The 18,633-nt window shown below is 65.2% G+C and carries 18 protein-coding genes; 7 read left to right on the top strand and 11 right to left on the bottom strand.

The genetic code is table 11. The features are described 5' to 3' along the window. The first annotated feature begins 87 nt into the window (after positions 1-87). The 3 genes from ACQPYR_RS30365 to ACQPYR_RS30375 all read left to right on the top strand — a co-directional run bounded on the left by ACQPYR_RS30365 (position 88) and on the right by ACQPYR_RS30375 (position 2,424). Positions 88-1,185 carry a sugar kinase gene (locus ACQPYR_RS30365; RefSeq protein WP_433622336.1) on the top strand — a complete coding sequence of 366 codons (1,098 nt, stop codon included), beginning with the start codon at positions 88-90 and terminating at the stop codon, positions 1,183-1,185. Positions 1,186-1,249: 64 nt separating this feature from the next. Further along, entirely contained in the window at positions 1,250-2,020 is a 771-nt protein-coding gene (locus tag ACQPYR_RS30370; RefSeq protein ID WP_433622337.1) for an IclR family transcriptional regulator, read from the top strand. After that, on the top strand, positions 2,017-2,424 hold the full coding sequence (locus ACQPYR_RS30375; protein ID WP_433622338.1) for a RidA family protein: 408 nt from the start codon (positions 2,017-2,019) through the stop codon (positions 2,422-2,424). The genes ACQPYR_RS30370 and ACQPYR_RS30375 overlap by 4 nt, the downstream gene beginning before the upstream one ends. On the opposite strand, the gene ppc is transcribed toward ACQPYR_RS30375, so the two are convergent. From ppc to ACQPYR_RS30405, 6 genes are all read right to left on the bottom strand, one after another. Next, on the bottom strand, positions 2,425-5,196 hold the full coding sequence (ppc, locus tag ACQPYR_RS30380; RefSeq protein WP_433622339.1) for a phosphoenolpyruvate carboxylase: 2,772 nt from the start codon (positions 5,194-5,196) through the stop codon (positions 2,425-2,427). It abuts the gene before it with no gap. Between the two features lie 101 nt (positions 5,197-5,297). Further along, positions 5,298-5,717, bottom strand: coding sequence for a VOC family protein (locus ACQPYR_RS30385; protein ID WP_433622340.1), 420 nt, complete (start codon positions 5,715-5,717; stop codon positions 5,298-5,300). Positions 5,718-5,976: 259 nt separating this feature from the next. Further along, on the bottom strand, positions 5,977-6,552 hold the full coding sequence (locus ACQPYR_RS30390) for a GTP-binding protein (RefSeq protein ID WP_433622341.1): 576 nt from the start codon (positions 6,550-6,552) through the stop codon (positions 5,977-5,979). Between the two features lie 28 nt (positions 6,553-6,580). Next, complete coding sequence (locus ACQPYR_RS30395; RefSeq protein ID WP_433635285.1) at positions 6,581-6,979, bottom strand: DUF742 domain-containing protein; 399 nt, start codon at positions 6,977-6,979, stop codon at positions 6,581-6,583. Positions 6,980-7,014: 35 nt separating this feature from the next. Further along, a complete protein-coding gene (locus ACQPYR_RS30400) occupies positions 7,015-7,443 on the bottom strand; it encodes a roadblock/LC7 domain-containing protein (RefSeq protein WP_433193204.1) in 429 nt (142 codons plus the stop codon). Further along, positions 7,440-10,568 (bottom strand): nitrate- and nitrite sensing domain-containing protein, encoded by a 3,129-nt coding sequence (locus ACQPYR_RS30405; RefSeq protein ID WP_433622342.1) that lies wholly within the window; start codon positions 10,566-10,568, stop codon positions 7,440-7,442. Before ACQPYR_RS30405 ends, ACQPYR_RS30400 begins: the two co-directional genes overlap by 4 nt. A gap of 457 nt (positions 10,569-11,025) precedes the next feature. Here ACQPYR_RS30405 and ACQPYR_RS30410 point away from each other — a divergent pair, with 457 nt between their 5' ends. From ACQPYR_RS30410 to ACQPYR_RS30425, 4 genes are read left to right on the top strand one after another with little or no spacing between them, the layout of a single operon-like run. Then, positions 11,026-11,538, top strand: coding sequence for a DUF3558 domain-containing protein (locus ACQPYR_RS30410; protein ID WP_433635286.1), 513 nt, complete (start codon positions 11,026-11,028; stop codon positions 11,536-11,538). 21 nt (positions 11,539-11,559) lie between these two features. Further along, positions 11,560-11,946 carry a hypothetical protein gene (locus ACQPYR_RS30415; RefSeq protein WP_433521765.1) on the top strand — a complete coding sequence of 129 codons (387 nt, stop codon included), beginning with the start codon at positions 11,560-11,562 and terminating at the stop codon, positions 11,944-11,946. Between the two features lie 16 nt (positions 11,947-11,962). Continuing rightward, on the top strand, positions 11,963-13,198 hold the full coding sequence (locus ACQPYR_RS30420) for a hypothetical protein (RefSeq protein ID WP_433622343.1): 1,236 nt from the start codon (positions 11,963-11,965) through the stop codon (positions 13,196-13,198). Positions 13,199-13,221: 23 nt separating this feature from the next. Continuing rightward, positions 13,222-13,995, top strand: coding sequence for an ESX secretion-associated protein EspG (locus tag ACQPYR_RS30425; RefSeq protein WP_433622344.1), 774 nt, complete (start codon positions 13,222-13,224; stop codon positions 13,993-13,995). Positions 13,996-13,999: 4 nt separating this feature from the next. Here ACQPYR_RS30425 and ACQPYR_RS30430 read toward each other — a convergent pair whose 3' ends face one another. The 5 genes from ACQPYR_RS30430 to ACQPYR_RS30450 all read right to left on the bottom strand — a co-directional run bounded on the left by ACQPYR_RS30430 (position 14,000) and on the right by ACQPYR_RS30450 (position 18,087). Beyond that, on the bottom strand, positions 14,000-15,028 hold the full coding sequence (locus ACQPYR_RS30430; protein ID WP_433622345.1) for a hypothetical protein: 1,029 nt from the start codon (positions 15,026-15,028) through the stop codon (positions 14,000-14,002). Positions 15,029-15,071: 43 nt separating this feature from the next. Continuing rightward, on the bottom strand, positions 15,072-15,590 hold the full coding sequence (locus ACQPYR_RS30435) for a PspA/IM30 family protein (RefSeq protein WP_433622346.1): 519 nt from the start codon (positions 15,588-15,590) through the stop codon (positions 15,072-15,074). 25 nt (positions 15,591-15,615) lie between these two features. Next, a complete protein-coding gene (locus tag ACQPYR_RS30440; RefSeq protein WP_433622347.1) occupies positions 15,616-16,383 on the bottom strand; it encodes an alpha/beta hydrolase in 768 nt (255 codons plus the stop codon). Positions 16,384-16,437: 54 nt separating this feature from the next. Continuing rightward, positions 16,438-16,728 carry a DUF427 domain-containing protein gene (locus ACQPYR_RS30445; protein ID WP_433622348.1) on the bottom strand — a complete coding sequence of 97 codons (291 nt, stop codon included), beginning with the start codon at positions 16,726-16,728 and terminating at the stop codon, positions 16,438-16,440. Between the two features lie 360 nt (positions 16,729-17,088). After that, positions 17,089-18,087, bottom strand: coding sequence for an alpha/beta hydrolase (locus ACQPYR_RS30450; protein WP_433622349.1), 999 nt, complete (start codon positions 18,085-18,087; stop codon positions 17,089-17,091). Between the last annotated feature and the right edge of the window lie 546 nt (positions 18,088-18,633).

The following is an 18,633-nucleotide window of genomic DNA, read 5'->3' on the forward strand; positions in this document are numbered from 1 at the left end:
TCGCTCCTTCCCGCGGAATCGTCTCCGCCGAATCATATCGCTCAGGCATTGCATATTTTGCAACGCTTGTTGCACATCGTGTTTTGTGTGGTTATTCTGCACTGGATGGCCGGTGGCCGCAAGGGCAGAAGGGAGATCGATGTGACGTGGCCTACTACGTCGCTCCGCCCGCGGGCGGTGACCATCGGTGAGGGGCTCGCCGTGCTGGTGGCGCGCCCCGGTCCGCTGGAGGACTCGGAGAACTTCGAGCGAACCGCGGGCGGCGCCGAGGCGAATGTGGCCACCGTGCTCACTCAGCTCGATGTGGACGCCGCGTGGATTTCCCGAGTCGGCGATGACGGATTCGGCCGGTATCTCACCGGACACCTCGTGGCACGCGGCGTGGATGTGTCGGCGGTTGTCATCGATCCCGCACGCCCCACCGCCATCTATGTGAAGGAGCGCGGCAGCGGCTCGGGCAAGGCGACCGATCTGGCCGATGGAGCCAGCCGCATGCTGTACTACCGCACCGGCTCCGCCGCCAGCGCGCTGTCCACCGCCGATCTGACGGCGGCGGCCGGACTGCTCGAACGCGCCGACCTCGTGCACTTCACCGGAATAACCACCGCGCTCTCGGAATCCGCGACCCGCCTCACGGAATCCCTTGTCGCACTTCCCCGCCGAGGCATGCTGGTCAGCTTCGATCTGAATTACCGTCCGGCGCTGTGGGCGGGGCGCGTCGAGCAGGCAGCCGAGGTGCTGGCTCGTCATGTACGCGGCTGCGATGTGGTGTTCCTCGGCGCCGACGAGGCGGATGCGGTCTTCGGCACCGACGATGCCGACCGATTGCGGGCACTGTTCCCCGAGCCGGAACACTTGGTGGTCAAGAACAATGAGCATTCGGTGACCGGATTCTCCGGAACCGAGCGCGTCGAAGTGCCCGCGCTGGAACTGGAGATCACCGAGCGGATCGGTGCCGGTGACGGCTTCGCGGGCGGATATCTGGCCGCCCTGCTGCATGGACGCCCGCTGGAGCAGCGGCTGCGCTTCGGGCATCTGTGTGCCGCCGCCGCGCTGACCGGCACCGGTGATGTCGCGGAATTGCCTTCACCCGGTGCGCTGGCGGCATTGGCGGCACTCGACGAGTCCGCCTGGGGGCGCGTGCACTACAGCAGAGATGTCGTAGCAGAGAATGTGGCCTCATGAGCGAGCGAACCGAAGGCACAGCGCCCATGGCGATGACGAAGCCGAGCGCCTGCGAGGCGAAGTCATGAGCCAGAGTTTGTTGCGCGCGTTGACCATCCTGCTGTCGCTCGGGGAGGATACGCGCTCGCTCGATCAGCTGGCCGGTGAACTCGGCGTGCACAAGTCGACGGTGCTGCGGCTGCTGCAGACCATGGAATCGCAGCGCTTCGTCACCCATGACAGCCAGCACCAATACGTCCTCGGCTCCCGGATTTTCGAACTCGCCAACCGCGCCTTGGAACAGCGTGATGTTCGCACCCTCGCCCGCCCGCACCTGAGCGCACTGAATTCCGCTACCGGACAGACGATTCACCTCGCCACCTACGAATCCGGTGACGCCATCTACATCGACAAATTCGATGCGATCCAGAGCGTGCGAATGTATTCCCGCATCGGTCGACCCGCCCCGCTGCACTGCACAGCGGTCGGGAAGGTGCTCGTCGCCGCACAGCCGCGCACGGAATGGCGCGCGATCGCCGAGCGCCTCGACTACCGCAAGTTCACCGACCGCACCATCCGCACCCCGCAGCGCTATCTGGAAGAGCTGGAACTCGTTGCGACACAGGGCTATGCGGAAGACCACGAGGAACACGAGAGCTTCGTCAACTGCATCGGCGTCCCGGTGCGCAATGGCACCGGGACCGTGGTCGCCGCGGTCTCGATGTCGGTGCCGGACATGCTGCTCGACCACGACCAGGTGTTGGCCGAACTGCCGCGGGTTTGCGCGGCGGCCGATGCCATTTCCGCCGAACTCGGCTGGACTCCCGGCCGCACCCCACTGAAAGGCCACTCATGAGTGAGAAGATCGCCGTCCGCACCAACGACGCCCCCGCACCCGCGCACACCTTCTCCCAGGGCGTGCGCAAGGGCCCGTTCGTGCAGGTCTCGGGGCAGGGGCCGGTCGACCCGGCGACAAATGAATACCTCTTCCCCGGCGACGTTGCCGCCCAGACGATTCGGACGCTGCAGAATGTCAAGGCGATCGTCGAAGCGAGCGGCGCCACCTTCGATGATGTGGTGATGCTGCGCGTCTACCTGACCAAGCGCGAGGACTTCGCCGTCATGAACGAGGCCTACGGCGAGTTCGTCACCACCAACACCACCGGTGACGTATTGCCGAGCCGCACAACGGTATTCACCGGCCTGCCGCGGGAGGAAATGCTGGTCGAGATCGATGCGGTCGCCATCGTGTCGGCGTAACTAGCCGGAGTTGCGCAGCGCGGTGGCGAGTCCGTTCATGGTCAGCAGGATGCCGCGTTTGACGAGTTCGGAATCGTCGCCCGCCCGCAGCCGGCGCAGCAACTCGACCTGCATCTGGTTCAGCGGCTCCAGGTACGGGAAGCGGTTGTGGATCGATTCCGCCAGTGACGGGTTGTCGGCGAGCAGGTGATCATTGCCGGTGATCGCGGCGTGCATGCGGATGGTGCGAGCGTGCTCGTCGCGGATCATCCCGAAGATGTGCTCACGCAAGGCCACATCATCGACGAGTTCGGCGTATCTGGCCGCGATATCCAAGTCGCTCTTGGCCATGACCTGGGCCAGATTCGACAGCACCGTCCGGAAGAACGGCCAGCGGCGATAGAGGTCCGACAGAATCGCCAAGCGGTTGGGGTCGCCGCCGACCCACTCCTCCAGCGCCGCACCGGTCCCGTACCAGCCCGGCAGCATGACGCGGGCCTGACTCCACGACATCACCCACGGAATGGCCCGCAGATCGTTCACCGAATTCGTCGGCTTGCGGGAGGCGGGACGACTGCCGATATTCAGATCGCCGACCTCGGCGACCGGCGTGGACTGCCGGAAATACTCGACGAATCCCGGTGTTTCGTGCACCAGCCGCGCATAGGCCGCACGGGCGCGCGCCGCCAGATCGTCCATGAGGTCATAGGACGGCTCGGCATCGGGGCCGAGCCCCTCCACATCGAGCAACGTCGACTCCAGGGTGCCCGCGATCAACGACTCCAGATTGCGATGCGCCGCACCGGATTCCGCGTATTTGGCCGCGATCACCTCACCCTGCTCGGTCAACCGCAGCGAGCCCCGCACAGCGCCGACGGGCTGGGCGAGAATGGCGTCATAGCTGCGCCCGCCACCGCGACCGACCGTGCCGCCGCGACCGTGGAAGAGCCGCAGGCGAATTCCGGTCTTGCGCGCCACCTCGACCAGATCCAGCTCCGCCCGGTAGAGCGCCCAATTGGCGGCCAGATACCCACCGTCCTTGTTGGAATCGGAGTATCCGAGCATGACCTCCTGCCGCATTCCCTTGGCAGCCACCAACTCTCGATACACCGGGACATCCAGCACCGCGGACAGGGTCGCCGCACCGGCGCCCAGATCCTCGATGGTCTCGAACAACGGCACGATATTCACCGGGCAGCTCGGCGGCCCATCGGGCTCACCGGGATCGAGCAGCCCGCCCTCCTTCAACAGCAGCGCCGCCTCCAGCATGTCGCTGACCGAGGTGCACATGCTGATGATGTAGTTCGGCACCGCCTCGACGCCGAAGGTGACGACGACATCCCGTGCGGCACGGACGATATCGAGCTCCTTGGCAGCGAGTTCACCGAGCCGTGCATGCGGGCCGAGCAGCGGACGACGGGTACGCAACTCGGCGGCGAGCAGTTCCACCCGCTCCGCCTCGGCCAGACTCGCGTAGTCCTGATGTACACCCGCCCACGCCAGCAGCTCGGTGACGACCTGTTCGTGCACCTCCGAGTTCTGGCGCATATCCAAGCCCTGCAGGTGAAATCCGAATGTCTCGACGGCATATCGCAGTGCGGCCAGCCGGTCGTCGGCGAGCAGACCGTCACCGCTGGCCCGCATCGAGACGTCCACGGCGTCCAGATCGTCGAGTACCGCTTGCGGGGTCGGGTAGGCCGGTGCACCCATATCCAGTCCGTCCGCGGGTAATTCGCCCAGCGTGGCAAGCGCCGATGCCGACAGGCGCGCCCGAATCCGGTGCAGCGCACGGCGATACGGCTCATCGGAATGTGACGAGGGATCGGGATAACCGGCCTCGGCCAGTGCGGCCACCTCCGGTGTCACCAGCACCAGCCGCGCCGATTGCGACAGTGACTTCTCCAGCTCCACCAGCTCGTGCAGGTACCGTCCGAACGCCACCGCCGACGCTTGCGACGCTGCCTGACGCACGACATCCGCTGTCACGTAAGGATTTCCGTCACGATCGCCACCGATCCACGATCCGGGGCGCAGGATCGGCCGCGGCAGCAATTCCGCACCCGGCCACCGGGACCGCAGCGCCGCCCGAACTTCCGCGTTGATCGCCGGAATAACGTCGAACAGCGTGATGTCGTAGTAGCGCAGTCCGACCGAGATCTCGTCCTGAATCCGCAAGCGCTGCAATCGAATCAGCGCGGTGCGCCACAGCGAGAGCACCTGGCGGCGGATCCGCAGCTCCAGATCCGCACGTGCCCGCTCGGTTTCGGTATAGCGCTGCCGCAATCGCATCAACTCGGTAATGCGGGTCTGCACATCGAAGACGGTGCGGCGCCGGGTTTCGGTCGGATGTGCGGTGATCACCGGCGATACCAGGGCGTCGGCGAGCAGATCGGCGACCTCGGCACCGTCCAGGGCCGCGGCGTCGAGCTTGCGGTAGGTCGCCGCGAGCGAGGAATCCTGCGGCGGCTCCCCCGCCGCCTCATGCGCCGCGCGCCGCCTATCGCGCTGGATATCCTCGGCCAGATTGGCCAGCAGCACGAAATAGGTGAACGCGCGGATCAGCGGCAGCGCGACCGCGATCTCGACGCCGTCCAGCATTTCCGCCACCGCGCTGCGCTCGACCTCCTCGCGCCGCACCCGGAACGCCTCGATCCGCACCCGCTCGATCAGGTCGAAGACCTCGGGGCCCTCGTGATCGCGAATGGTGTCGCCGAGGACGCCGCCGAGGAAGCGGATGTCATCGCGCAGTGGCCGGGTCGCATCCTGTTCCGTCTCGATCCGCGCTTGGGTCATAATTCGACCCTAGTGCCCGGTGCCACACCATTGGCGGTGACATTCGCCTCGGGCGGTTCTCGCCGATGCCACCGAGCCTCGGCACCGGCGAGTGCGGCGAATCAGCCGAGCACCTGGGAGAACCGCAAATGGTTACCCCACGGATCGCGGAAACCGCAGTCGCGGACGCCGTACGGCTGGGTGATCGGTTCCTGATCGACATCGACACCAGCGTCGCGCAGCCGGGCGAAGGTGTCGTCGACGGCCTCGGTGGTGAAGATCAGGGTCCCCTGCGCACCGCTGGCGAGCCGGCCCCTGGCGGCCTCGCGGGCGGCCTCGTTCGGGTTCATCTCCGGGTTCTCCAGGATGAATTCGATACCCGGCTGCGATGCCGGTCCGACAGTCAGCCAGCGACCGCCCGGAAACGGCATATCCTGGCGGACCTCGAAGCCGATGACATCGCGGTAGAACTCCAGTGCCTTGTCCTGATCGCCGACCAAGATGGCGACGTGGGTGAGAGTGAAATCCTTGCCGTTGCTCATTGATATCTCCTTGTGTCGACGGGATCACCAGCGAAGACGGCGAGTGCGTCCGGAATTCATCGGTGATTTCGCGAGAATCTGCGATCTCGCTCAATATCTATCGCTTCGGCTGGCACCAGGGCGCGGCACCCGCGCCGGGGGTTGCCCGCCGCGAACACCCGGGACGACAGATCCCGGGTGACGACACCGCCCGCACCCACGATCAGCGCGCAGTCCAGCAGAATCGCGTCGTAGTCGAGGAAGCTATTCGCCCTACGAGTCAGACGACCTCGCGGGCTTGCAGGGGCGGTGCGGACAGGCGCTGGACCAGGACCTGTTCGAGCAGTGCCACGAGCACGTCCCTTACCGAGCCGCGTTCTCGCGCATCACATTCCAGGACGGGGATCCACTCGTCGAGCTCCAGTGCCTCGCGGACCTCGTCGAGTTCGAAGTGCTCGCCCTGTTCGAAACGGTTGACCACCACCACGAATGGCGTGTTGTGCTCTTCGAAGTAGTCGAGCACCGGGTAGCAGTCCTCGACCCGGCCGGTATCCACCACGATCACTGCGCCGAGCGCGCCGTCGACCAGGTCGTCCCACAGGAAGACGAAGCGGTCCTGGCCGGGGGTGCCGAACAGGTAGAGGATCAGCGAGCTGTCGAGGGTGATGCGGCCGAAGTCCAGGGCGACGGTGGTCTGGGTCTTGTCCGCGCGCCGCCCCGGATCGTCGACGCCGATGGCGACCTCGGTCATCGCCGCCTCGGTCACCAGTGGTTCGATTTCGGAGATCGCACCGATGAATGTTGTTTTGCCGACACCGAATCCGCCGCTGATCACGATCTTGACCGACGAGGGCATGGGCCGCTCGACCTCTGGTGTCCGATATTCAGAGTGCCCGTACAAGGTCCCTGATCCTCTCGATGGCTGCGGTGGAAAGTTCGGGGGCGTCCCGGACCGAAACATGCCCGGCGGCCGCGAGATCGCTGACGATCACCTTCGCGACGCCCACCGGAACGTGCAGCGCCGTCCCGATTTCGGCAATGGAATGCGGCTGCTGGCACAGCCGAACGACGGTGCGCTGTTCGAAGTGCAGCGGCGCGGACAGCGCGGCAGGCGTTGCCCGCACCAGTGTTTCGATGCGCAGCCCGTCGATCACTGGCGTAGTGCGTCCCGCCGTCACGACGAACGGGCGCACGAATCGGTCGTCGAGGACCTGCTCATCCGGACTGTCTTTCGGCGACCGGTTCGCCACGAGCCGGCCGAAAGATTGATTCACCGGGATCATCCGCGGGTCCGGCAACCGCGGCCGGTATGGATCTCTCATCTGCGCAACGACTCTCGCAATTCCGAGATGAGCGCAGGGTCGAGCAGCGCACCGGCGCGTTCGGCCAGCACCGCCATCTCGTACCCGACGAGACCGACATCGCAACCACCGTCGGCGATGACCCCGAGGCAGCTGCCGTCACCGAGTGCCGAGACCAGCAGGAAGCCGCGCTTCATCTCGATCATGATCAGCTTCAGCCCGTCGAACGCGTAACTGCGCGAAGCACTTCGGGCCAGGCTCGACAGGCCCGAGACCATGGCGGCGAGTCGATCCGCGCCCGTGCGGTCCAGCCCCTCGGACATGGCGATGAGCAGACCGTCGGAGGAAACGGCGACGGTGTCGCGGACGCCGTCGGTGTTGCGGACGAAATTGGCCAGCATCCAGTTGAAGGTATGCGGGTCCGCAGTCTGTATGTGGGTAGTCACCGAATCTCCTCTGCGGTGGTGGGTGAAGCCGAGGTTTGCGCCAAATCCGTGACGCGCGGGATATTTTCGGCTGGCTCCGCTCGCGGCGGGGCGGGTGTTCCACGCTCGTGTCCGGCACGGAACGACGAGAGCATGCTGCGGATTTCGGCCGGTGAGCGCTCCACGACCGGAGCGCTGGGCGGAGCCGGGGTGAGAAGCCTTGGCGCGCTGTCACTTCCGGCGGTACGTGCCCGCTTGTTTCGCTTGACCAATCCGTTCCTGGTCCGCTGCACGCCGATCGGAGCCGCATCGGATTCCGGTGCCGCTGACGCCGTTTCGGGTATCTGCCACAGCGAATCGCTCACCGAAGATCCGGCGGGCCGCGGCTGCGCGGTCATGGGTGTGCCATCGGTCGGGTGATCGGATCCATTGAGTCCGGGCAGCCCGGTCAGGGGCCGGTTGGCACCATCGTGCACGGTTCCATTGCCCTCGGGCAGTCCCGTCACCTCGGACGCGGCCATATCGCCGATTGGTACGGCTCCATCGGCCCCGCTCCCAGTGGACACGCGCTTTTGGCGCTCGGGTTCGAGTTCGGCGTCGGCGGAACCGTCCGGCGTGGAAAGGAAGTAAGCGAACGGCGCCGGTGTCGGCGACGCGAATCCCGGTCGTGAATGCGCGGGTCCACCGGACCTCGACGGCCGAGGCCCAGCGCCGTCGAGGTCGGGCCCGCCGGTCATACGCACATCATGGGTTGGCGCCGGGGTGCCGTTGATCGGGGCACCGCCGATCGAAGCCCCATTTACCGGAGTACCGCGGGTCAACGCCCCATTTACCGGACCGCCACCGATCGGATCTCCGCCGACCGGAGCACCGCCATCGTCGGCTGCAGCATCGCCACCATCGACCGGAGCACCACTGATCCGAGCACCGCTACCGCCGATCGGGACACCATTTGCCGGACCGCCACCAGTCGAAGCGCCATCTACCGGAGTACCGCGAGTCAGAGCCCCATTTACCGGACCACCACCGGTCGGAGCACCGTTGAGCGGAGCACCAGTGATCGGAGCACCGCCACCGTTGAGCGGAGCACCGGTGACCGGTGCACCATGCCTCGGCGCCCCGAGCACCGACCTCGCCGTAACAGCTTCGCCCGCAAGAGATCCACTTGATTCACCGACAAGAACGCCCGCCGGCTCGATATGCCCTTGCGCACCCGGCACCACTGCGCCAGACCCCGGAGCCGTCTCGCGCCGCTCCCCTGCCGCAGGTGCGCGCCGATCCTTCTCTCCCGCAATGATTCCCGCGGGCAACAGCAGCCGCGCGGCGATTCCGCTCACCGGCGACACATTCAACTCGACCTCGATCCCGAGCCGCCGTGCCAACCGGCCGACCACGTAATGCCCCAGATAGCGCGTCGGGGCGACAACGAAATCGGTCTCGCCGCGCAGCCGGGAATTCGCCTCGTCCAACTGTGCCACCGGCATGCCGACACCGTGATCCACCACCGCGAGCAGATAGCCGGTAGGCAGCTTGCGCCCGTAGATCTCCACCTCCATATCCGGTGGGGAGAAGGCCAATCCGTTCTCGATCAGCTCGGCGAGCATATGCGCGAGATCGCTGACCACCGCGCCGGTGATGGCGATATCGTCCACTCGCCGCAGCACCACCCTGCGATAGTCGTCGACCTCCGACAACCCGGCGCGAATCACATCGGTGAGCGCGATCGGCTCGGCCCAGCGCCGTGGGCTCCCCGCACCCACCAGCACCAGCAGACTTTCGGCATTGCGCCGCATGCGGGTAGCGAGGTGATCGAGCTCGAACAGATTGGACAGCGCCTTGGGATCGAGTTCCTCGCGTTCGAATTCACTGATCAGGCCGAGCTGACGGCGAACCAGATTCTGGTTGCGCCGCGCCAGATTCGCCATCGATTCGGTGGTATTGCGGCGGACCAGCGCCTGTTCCGAAGCCAATTCGAAGGCCGTGGTCTGCACACCATCCAATGCCCCTGCCACTGCGGCGATTTCGACACTCGCGCCGCGCGGTGTGCGCACCGGCGCGGGCGGATCCGGTTGGGTGTCATCGGATTCCCGCCAGGCCGCGATCACCCCGGGCAGCCGGTGATTTGCGACATCATCCGCCTGCGCGGCCAACTCGGCGAGTGGACGCACGATGGCGCGCACACTGGTGAAGACCAGCGCCATCTCGGCGGCAATCGCGATCAGCGCCGCGAGCAGGAAGCCGCCGAGTGTCAGGAACGCATCCCTGCGCAGCGCCTCCGCGCGCCGCTGCACATCATCACCGACCGTCTGCTGCACCTTGCGCTGCTCGTCGATGACCGCCGTCATCTGCGCCCACCAGGTGCTCGGATCCACCGAGCGCACCAGCGGACCGGTGCTCGACGCGATCGCGATCCGCTCCGATTCGCCTGCCTTGACGGCATTCTCACTGCGCAGCGCCGTATCGAGCTGGGCCTGCTGTGCCGCGGTCGCGTCGCGCGCGAAGGCGGTCAGACCGGCCATCTTGGCGGCGCGGATATCGAGGAATTCGACATACTCGCCATTGCGGAACTCATCGGCGGCGAAGACGCCATTGAGGAATCCGCGCTCTTTGGCTGTCTGTTCCTTGGCCTCACCGAGCGCGTACAGTGCCTCGAGGCCGTGCCGAACCTCGGCGTCGCGCGCCTGATCGAGCCCGAGCGTCAGACGATTCAGCGCGGAGATTCCGTCGGTATAGAACTGAAAGGCGGCCTGCCTACTGGTACGGCGGGCATCGATCTGCGTCCGGATCGTGTCGATCGCGTCGAATTGGCTTATCGCCGAACGTACTTGGGCGGCGCCCGGCGCGTTGCCGGCCGCCGCCTCCTCGAGTGCGGCCAGCGCCCGATTCGTTTCGACCCGCTGGTCTGCCACCGCCTGCACCAGGCGGATATCGCCGCCGAGCAGGCCATTGCTGAGCCCGCGCTCGCGCTGCGCCTCCTGCACCAGATCCTGTACGACCAGTGCGAGCGAGACCGCGTGCACTGTGTCACCGCTGTCGCGGAAGACCTCGACCTCCCGGGCGACAGTCACACCGAGCAGCGCCAACACCAAAACCAATGAGACGACAAGGATTCGGGCCAATTGCCCCCTGATCGTGCGTGATCGCACTATTCTGTTCCCGGCAACCTGGCGTTCACTTCCGGGATCGGCGGTCATATCCGCGGACTTTTCCGACCGTTGACGTAAACGCACCACCCTGCTCCTCCGATTGCCAAGCCGTGACAGCCCCACCGCGAACGCACGGAAAGTCACGCAGCAGCCTGCTCCAGGGGTATGTCGCTGTCAACGCGAAAACCGGACAAAACGGACACAGGGCACATTTGTATACATGCTGGTAATGCACCGTTTCCGCGGTGTCGATCCGCTCACACCGCATCGCCGGACGGTGTGACGTGACGTCCGTCGCAGACAGCTGCGCCGAGGATTCACTGTGCACGCTTCCGGCCGAATCCTTCGCTCCCACTTCCCATCGCGACCAGCAATGCCCCGCATATCGTTTGATATGGTCATGATCTCCGGATAGCCGCAGGTCGAGAGGGTGGGGATGGCGCACCGATTGAAGTTGATGCTGCTCGCGGCGGCTGTGCTGCCGGGGTTGGTCGCGTGTGGGAGCTCGAAGAGTGGAGACGCGACGCCGAGCAGCGGAACGAGCGCTGCTCCTGTGAAGTTGTTCGATCCGTGCATCGGAATCCCGGATAGCGCGCTGACGGCGGCGGGCGTGAACCCCTCCGCCAAAGAGAGTGGCGTGGCCGGCGTGCACCAATCCGGGTGGGAGATCTGCAACTGGAAGGGTTCGAAGTACTCCCTCGGAGTCTTCTCCAGCGCCCGAACTGTGCAGGAGATCGAACAGAAGCAGGGAAATGTCGAGTTCCAGGATGTGACGATCGCCGGACGGCAGGGCCGTCAGTTCCGTGTCGAAGGTGCGTCCCATGACCTGATGTGCGATGTTGTCTTTCCTGCGTCCCAGGGCATCTTCGAGGTCACTCTGATCAACAATCCGGTGCTCGACCACCCCGCGCCACCATGCGGCCTGCTGCAGCAGGCCGGTGAGGCCATAGTGCCGGTGCTACCGAAGTAACTCCGAGGGGGAGGACAGTAAATGAGCCAATCCGATGTCGCGCAATGGACGCGATTTGCCGATCAAGCACGGTCCGGCGAACTGTACTTGGATAGCGAGGAAGCAGCGCGGCAATGCCTTACGGCTTGCGACCAACGACTCAGCGATCTTCAGGACATGCTGATTCAGGCGCAGGCGGCGCAAAGAGTCTCCGGCTTCGGCGATTTCAACATGGCCAATGACCTCGTCAAAATGTTCAAGGGCCAAGCCACCGGCGAGGACAATTCGATCGACAAGATCATCCTGGACCACATCGAGGTCGTCAAAGACATGGGCCAAATCATGGCCCTCTCCATCAAACGCATTACCGGCCAGGACGTCACCAACTCCGTCAACTTCAACACCAACACCGAATCACTAGGCGGCTGACACCATGGGATTCGGCATGTTCAACTGGAGCGCAGGCGATCTCGGCTCCGCAATGCTGGAAAGCCTCACCGACTGGATCGCCGGCGACGAACGCAAACCGGGCGTCGACCCCGCCGCAGTGCAGACCGAATTCAATCAGCAGCGCGACGGCGTCCGCAGCACCGCAAATGGCATCGGCTTTCAGGGCGAGTTCCGACCGCGTTCGGTCAAATCTCGCGACGACTTCGACACCCCGTCCACCTCGCAACTGCGCGAAAAGGTCGACAAGATCGATCTCACCGCCGTCGACAATCTCGCGACGGCATGGAATGAGATCGGCAAACGCGCTGAGACCTCGTTGAATACCTTCAATGCGGCGATGAAGCGCGCGACCGACGAAAGCATCTGGAAAGGTGCGTCGCGCAATGCCGTAGCCAAGGCGGTGAGTGACTACAGCAACCAGGCCGTGCAACTCGCCAACGCCGCCAAGCTCACCGGCAGTAAGGTCGCCGAACTGAATACCGGTCTGGAGCCGACGAAAGCCCTTGTGCCGCATGCTCCTGAGCTCCGGTCGAATGTCGAGAACGCCAGGCATTGGATCGCGGGCCGCGGTTGGCGCGACAACGACGAGGCCGAGAGCACCGCGCATGCAGAAGCGGTGCGCGTGCTGAGGACCGTGTACGCGCCGGTCATCGAGGAGACCGACACCAACGTTCCGGTCATCCCGAAACCCGATAACCCGACCGCGAAGCCGGGCGAAACCCCCAACACCGGGCCGGGTTACAGCCCCGGCGGCAGCCAGCCGAAACAAGAACCCACGAACACCGAGGAGAGTCCGACCACCGATCCGTCGAGTACCCAGTCGACGGATGGTTCGACGACGCCCAGCACCACCAGCACCGACCCGACCACGACCAAGCCGGACATCACCGCGACCAACCCGTCGTCGACGACAACACCGACCGGCACGGGTTCACCGACCCACTCGGGCAGCCCGAGCGGCAGCCCCGGTTCGACCGCCCAGTCCCCGGGCCGAACCGTCACCGGCACACCGACCGGCACCGCCACGCCCACCGCCGCGGCCACAACGACCGCTGCCACCACGGGTCGCAATGGCATGTCCGGCATGGGCTCCCCCGGCAATCGCGGCGGCAAGGACGAAGACGAGTCCAGCAAAGCCATCCCCGACTACTTGATCAACCAGCAGAACGGCGAAGAACTCACCGGGCTCGCCAATGCGCCGAAGACGGTCCCGCCGGTCATCGGCGAATGAGCACCGGCAGACAGGAAGACCGCATGACAACCGCGCGGCGGTGGCGTTTTACCGCGCTCGAATTCCGAGTGCTCTGGGAATCGACCGGACGGGATGTGCTTCCCTATCCGCTGCGACATCGTTCCACCGAGGTCTTCCAGGAGGATTCGGATCGGCTGCGTCGGGCCGCGGCCCAGGTGGTGGTGCCACAACTGGACGAGGATCTGGTGCGCGCCGTCGAGGTGCTGCTGGCGCCGGAGGCGCGGGTGGAGGTGGCGGGGTTCCGCGGTCCGCGCAACGAGCGCAAGATCCGTGCGCACGGCGGCGTGCATTTCCAGCACGGCGCACTGGCTATGCAGGAACCGGGCTCCGAACACGAGCACGGCGGGGATGTGGACCTGCTGTTCCTAGCGGCCGATGATCTGGCCCCCGCCGTGGTCGATGTATTACCGGAATCCCGTCCGGGACAGGGGAAACCGATGCGGGTTCCGATCGAGGAGTTGGAGAAGCCGCCGCCCGTGGTGCGCGACGCCTGGCGTCCGACGGTGCGCGAGGAGTTCGACAAATTCTTCCGTCGCCCGACGACCGCCACCGTGCACGTCGGGGTGTATCCGCTCGGCAGTGTGGACAATCGGCATACCAAGGGCCGCAAGGACTTCCAGATCACCGATTTCGACAATGACGGCCGCTACGTCAGTTTCGGCAGTCGCACCGTGATCGTTAAGCCCACCGATCGGCAGCGCGTCACCGCGACGCTGCGCGAAATGATCGAGCGCACAGTCGAAGAGGTCCGCAACGGCGATCATTTCGCACGCTGAGGACTCAGCTCTTGACCTCGCCGAGGATTCCGAGCACCACATCCGAGGTGTAGAACGGCGCCAGCCGCTCGCGAATCAGCTTGCCCAGCACGCCATTGCGCTTCGCACCGTCGATGACGGCGGGACCATACCGCAGGATCTCCTTGGCGATATCGTCGCCGGACAGACCGAGTTCCGGCAGCATCGCGGCCAGCGTGTAATCCCCGTACTTGGTGAAGAAGACATCCACGCACTCGTCCACGAGCAGCCCGAAGTACTCCTTCTCCCTGGTGGTCACCGCGATCTCGTAACAGAGCAGCACCAGTTCGTTGAGATCCTTCTGGGTCAGATAGTCCCGCAGACCGCTCACCGGCTCGTCGGCGTGCAGATCCCAGAACTCCATCGCGGCATCGTGCACCGGAGCGTCGCGCAACATCTCCCGAATGGCATTGTTGGTGCGCTTGAGCGCGAATACCGCACCCTTGCCCGCCATATCGCCGATGAAGGTGCTCTCGGTGGCCTTCTTGGCGGTCTTGGCCGCCGACTGTCCCATGGAGATCAGCGATGAGACACCGGGAATCTTGCCCGCGAACTGCTTATTGGCCTCCATGAAATCGGAGATGAGCTTATCCACGAACTTGGAGGCGACGGTGGCGACCAGCGGGCTCTCGGTCAGCCGCTCCAGGATGCGCTCCTGCGCCTGGTGCATGCCGAAGATCTTCTCCAGCAGCGCCTCGACCGGTTCGCGGTCGACCACCTGGCCCAGTGTGTATTCGTTGTTCGCGGCGATATGGTCGTAGATCGAGTCGGCGAATACCCCGACCATATCCGCGATGACCGGACTACCGCCGATCAGGTCGATGACACTGCGGACCGTCTCCTTGGCATCATCGATGCCGACGACGTCGCGGAAGATCAGGGTGTCGGCCACCCCGAGCACCGATTCCACGTCCCGTACGACGACCTCGGTGAAACGTTCGCCGCTCACCTCGGCCAGCAGGAACTCCACTTGGGCATCGAGTAGCCGTTCGGCGATCTCACGCGGCTCGCTCATCGAATACCACCATCACATTCGTAGTCCGTCGCGCTCGGTCAGCTTACGGATCGTTCGAGTCGACGTCGTTGCCGTGCAACGATTTCCGTATCTGTGCCAGACGCTCGCGCGCCGCCTTCTCGCGCGCGTCCCATTGTTCGTCGGCGCTGCGGCCCGCAGGAGTCTGCCGGTCGAGTTCGCCCATCCCCTGCGCGGTGCCGAAGCGCTGCTCGACCTTATCGCGAACTGACTCAAAAGTAGGTACGCCGCCGGACGAATATCCGCCCACCTCGGAGCCGGCCGGGATACCGGTCGGCGGTACCGGTACCGCGGGTACCGGAGAAATGCCTCCGACCTGCCCGGATGCTCCGGCGCCCGACTGTTCGTCATGCGGTCGCGGTGTCACAGTGGCGGGACTCACAGTGGCTTCGGAGCTGGTATTACCGAGGCCGGTTGCCTCCACGACCGCGGTGTGCACCCACGAGAGCCGAGGTCGCCCCGCGGTGGCAGCGCCGAGCACCGCCAACAGTTCGTCATCGGACAGTGCTGCGAGGCGCGCGGTGATCTCACCCAAATCACTCATATCGCCAGGCTACGCATCAGCGCAATCACGGGGTCAGCAGTCCACCCGCCCAGGAACGGATCAAATCCTGCCAGTCGACTCCGGTCGACATGATCAGATCGTTGTGATGCCCGCCGGGAAAGACCACAAGTCGCTTCGGCTCGGGTGCCGCCGCATACAACCGCTCGGCATGCCGCAGTGGCAGGAGTTCGTCCTGGTCGCCGTGCATGATCAACACCGGTGCGCGCAGCTTGCTGATGCGGCGCAGGCTCGGATAGGCGTCCGGGACGAACGGGCTGGGCAGGAAGGGATATACCGAGCGGGCCGCGTCACGCAGCCCGGTAAAGGTGGACATCAGAATGAGCCCAGTGGGTGGATGCTCGATCGCGAGTTCGAGCAGCACGCCGCCGCCGAGCGATTTGCCCAGGTAGACCACACGATCCGGGTCGACGCCCGGCTGTTCCAATAGGACCCCGCGGGCCGCGTGGGCGTCGAGATAGGTGCCGTACTCGGTGGGCCGCCCGGTGCTGCGCCCGTAACCGCGGTAGTCGAAAGTCAGTACGTCCAAACCGATTTGGGTGAGCAACGAGTAGATCGGCACCCGGTCGCCGATATTGCCCGCATTACCGTGTGCGAACAGGACGTGCCCGATCGAGCGTGTAGCGGGCAGCCACCAACCCTGCAGCGTCTCGCCATCGGTCGTGCGGATGGACAACTCGGTGTAGTCCATCTCGAGGATCGACGGCGTCTGCACGACCTGGCGATCGGGCATGAAGGTCAGCGCATTGAGGATCGGACTGGCCGGATGTCGCATGCCATCGTTCTTACCCGGAACCCGCCACCGCCGCGCGCCGACTCCCCGAATGCACTACACCTCGACGACGTCGACGCCCTTCCAGAACGCGACCCGGTCACGCACCTGCTCGGCCTCCGGCTTCGGATCCGGGTAGAACCAGGCGGCATCCGGATTCTTCGCACCCTCGACCTCGACCGTGTAATACGACGCGAGCCCCTTCCACCCGCACACGGTATGGGTATCGCTGTCCCGGAAGTACTCCGTCTTCAGCGCTCCCGCCGGAAAGTAGTGATTACCCTCGACCACCACGGTGTCGTCGCTCTCGGCCAACACCGTGCCATTCCAAATGGCTCGCATACTCATCGAATCTCCCGCCGTCGCACCGGATTCCGCCGCTGACAAACCACAGCCAGCTTGTGTAACCCAGCCCACACCCGCCCTATTCCCGCCGCCGATGTCCCGCTCGTCCTCCGCGACGCCGTGCACGATCTCTTGCGCCGCGCACCGATTTGCCCGGCCGATCACCGCGCGGCGCGATAAAAGGTGCGCGACGGCCGATAGCCGATCCGGGACCGCGACGCCGCGCACCGGCCGTCGTGCGTGCCAGCTCCGCCATGTGGCCGGCGTTCGCGGACGCCGAACGACTCACTCAGTGCGCGAAAGCCCGTTCTGGTGGCGACTGTTCAGATCGTCACACGCGGCGACACTGTGACCGGGGCCCTCTTATACGCCGAGGCCCGCTTTGAGGGCTGGCCAGGATTTGGGCAATGCAGTCTTCCAGTACGGCCATGAGTGGACGCCGACCGCGGCGTAGTCGATGGAGAGGTCGGCGCCGAACAGTTTCATGGCGGGCGAGATGGCGAGAGTGCAGTCATGCGAGATCTGTTCGATCTCGTTCGCCCGGATCGGGTCGTTGGGCCACGACCAACTGTCGTCGAACGGGGCATCGTCGGGACCGGGCACACCGGTGCCGACGTATAGGTGGACCGGTTTGCCGCGCAGCGCGTCGAGGTGTTTGCTCGGATCGTGCGCCGCCCACTCCGGGTTGCCCGCGGTGCCCCACATGTTGTCCGGGTTTCCGCCCTTGGATTCGACCACGGGGCGTACCGATAATTGCCCGACACCGTCGGTGGAGTAACAACCGCTGAAGGCTGCCAGGGCTCGGAACATGTCGGGGTGCCGCACGGCCAGAATGGCAGCCGCTCCCGCTCCCATCGAAAGTCCGCCCACGGCGTAGACCCCGTTGCCTTTCAGCTCACGGTCGATCAACGGCGGCAGTTCCGAGGTGAGGAAGGTTTCCCATTTCTGATGCCCCAGTTTCGGGTCATCCTTCATCCAGTCGGTGTAGTAGGTTCCCCCGCCGCCGACCGGCATCACCACATTGACCGGCTTGTCGGCGAAGAACTCCTTCGCGCCACCGCGCAGCGTCCAAGTGCTCGCGGGCTGGGATTCCGATGCCCCGTTTCCGTCCAGTAGCAGCAGGGTCGGCCGGGATGCCGACTGGTTCGCCGGTACCAGCACGTCGAGGTGGATGGTCCGGTTCATCGCGGGCGAACGAACATACATCTGCCATTGCTGCGCGGAGGTGTGCTCGATCCGCTCGACGGTGGCGGCCGCGTTCGCCTGCGGAGCCGCGACGATCAGTGGCGCGACCGTGACCGCCATGGTCGCGGCGACAGCCCCCACTCGGCGCAACACCCGACGACCTCGCAACACCGACATGCGCAAACCCATGTGCACCCTCTCATCGACAGTCGGCCCTTCGGGGCCGGTGGCTGATTCGCGTCGACAATGCCATGGACCGCGCACGCAGACTTCCCACCGTCGGTAACTATCGGGCAACGTTGCAATCTGCGGCCCTCACCGTCTGATGACAGCCGGGCGCCTGCGATATCCGTGCTCCTATCGCCACAGCGCCAATTCTCAGCAATATCGCGGATTTCGCACGCGCGTGGGCAGTGAGCACATCGGCGGCACGCACGATACCGGCACACAACGAATCGGCCGCTACCCGCGTCTGCGATCGCATGGCCGCAGGGAACATAAATGCGCTAGCCACAACGCAAATCGACCCGGGCACAGGAACACCCGGCCCCGACAACAGCTCACCAGCCCCACAGCACCGTACTGACCACATCAGCAAATCACAGAGTCACCGGCGACACGTAAGACACCGAACCACAACGCAAATCGACCCCGGACACAGGAACACCCGGGCCCGACAACAGCTCACCAGCCGCGTCGCTCCGCGCTGACCACATCAGCAAA

It is taken from the genome of Nocardia sp. CA-120079 (assembly GCF_050955745.1).
Taxonomy (GTDB): Bacteria; Actinomycetota; Actinomycetes; order Mycobacteriales; family Mycobacteriaceae; genus Nocardia.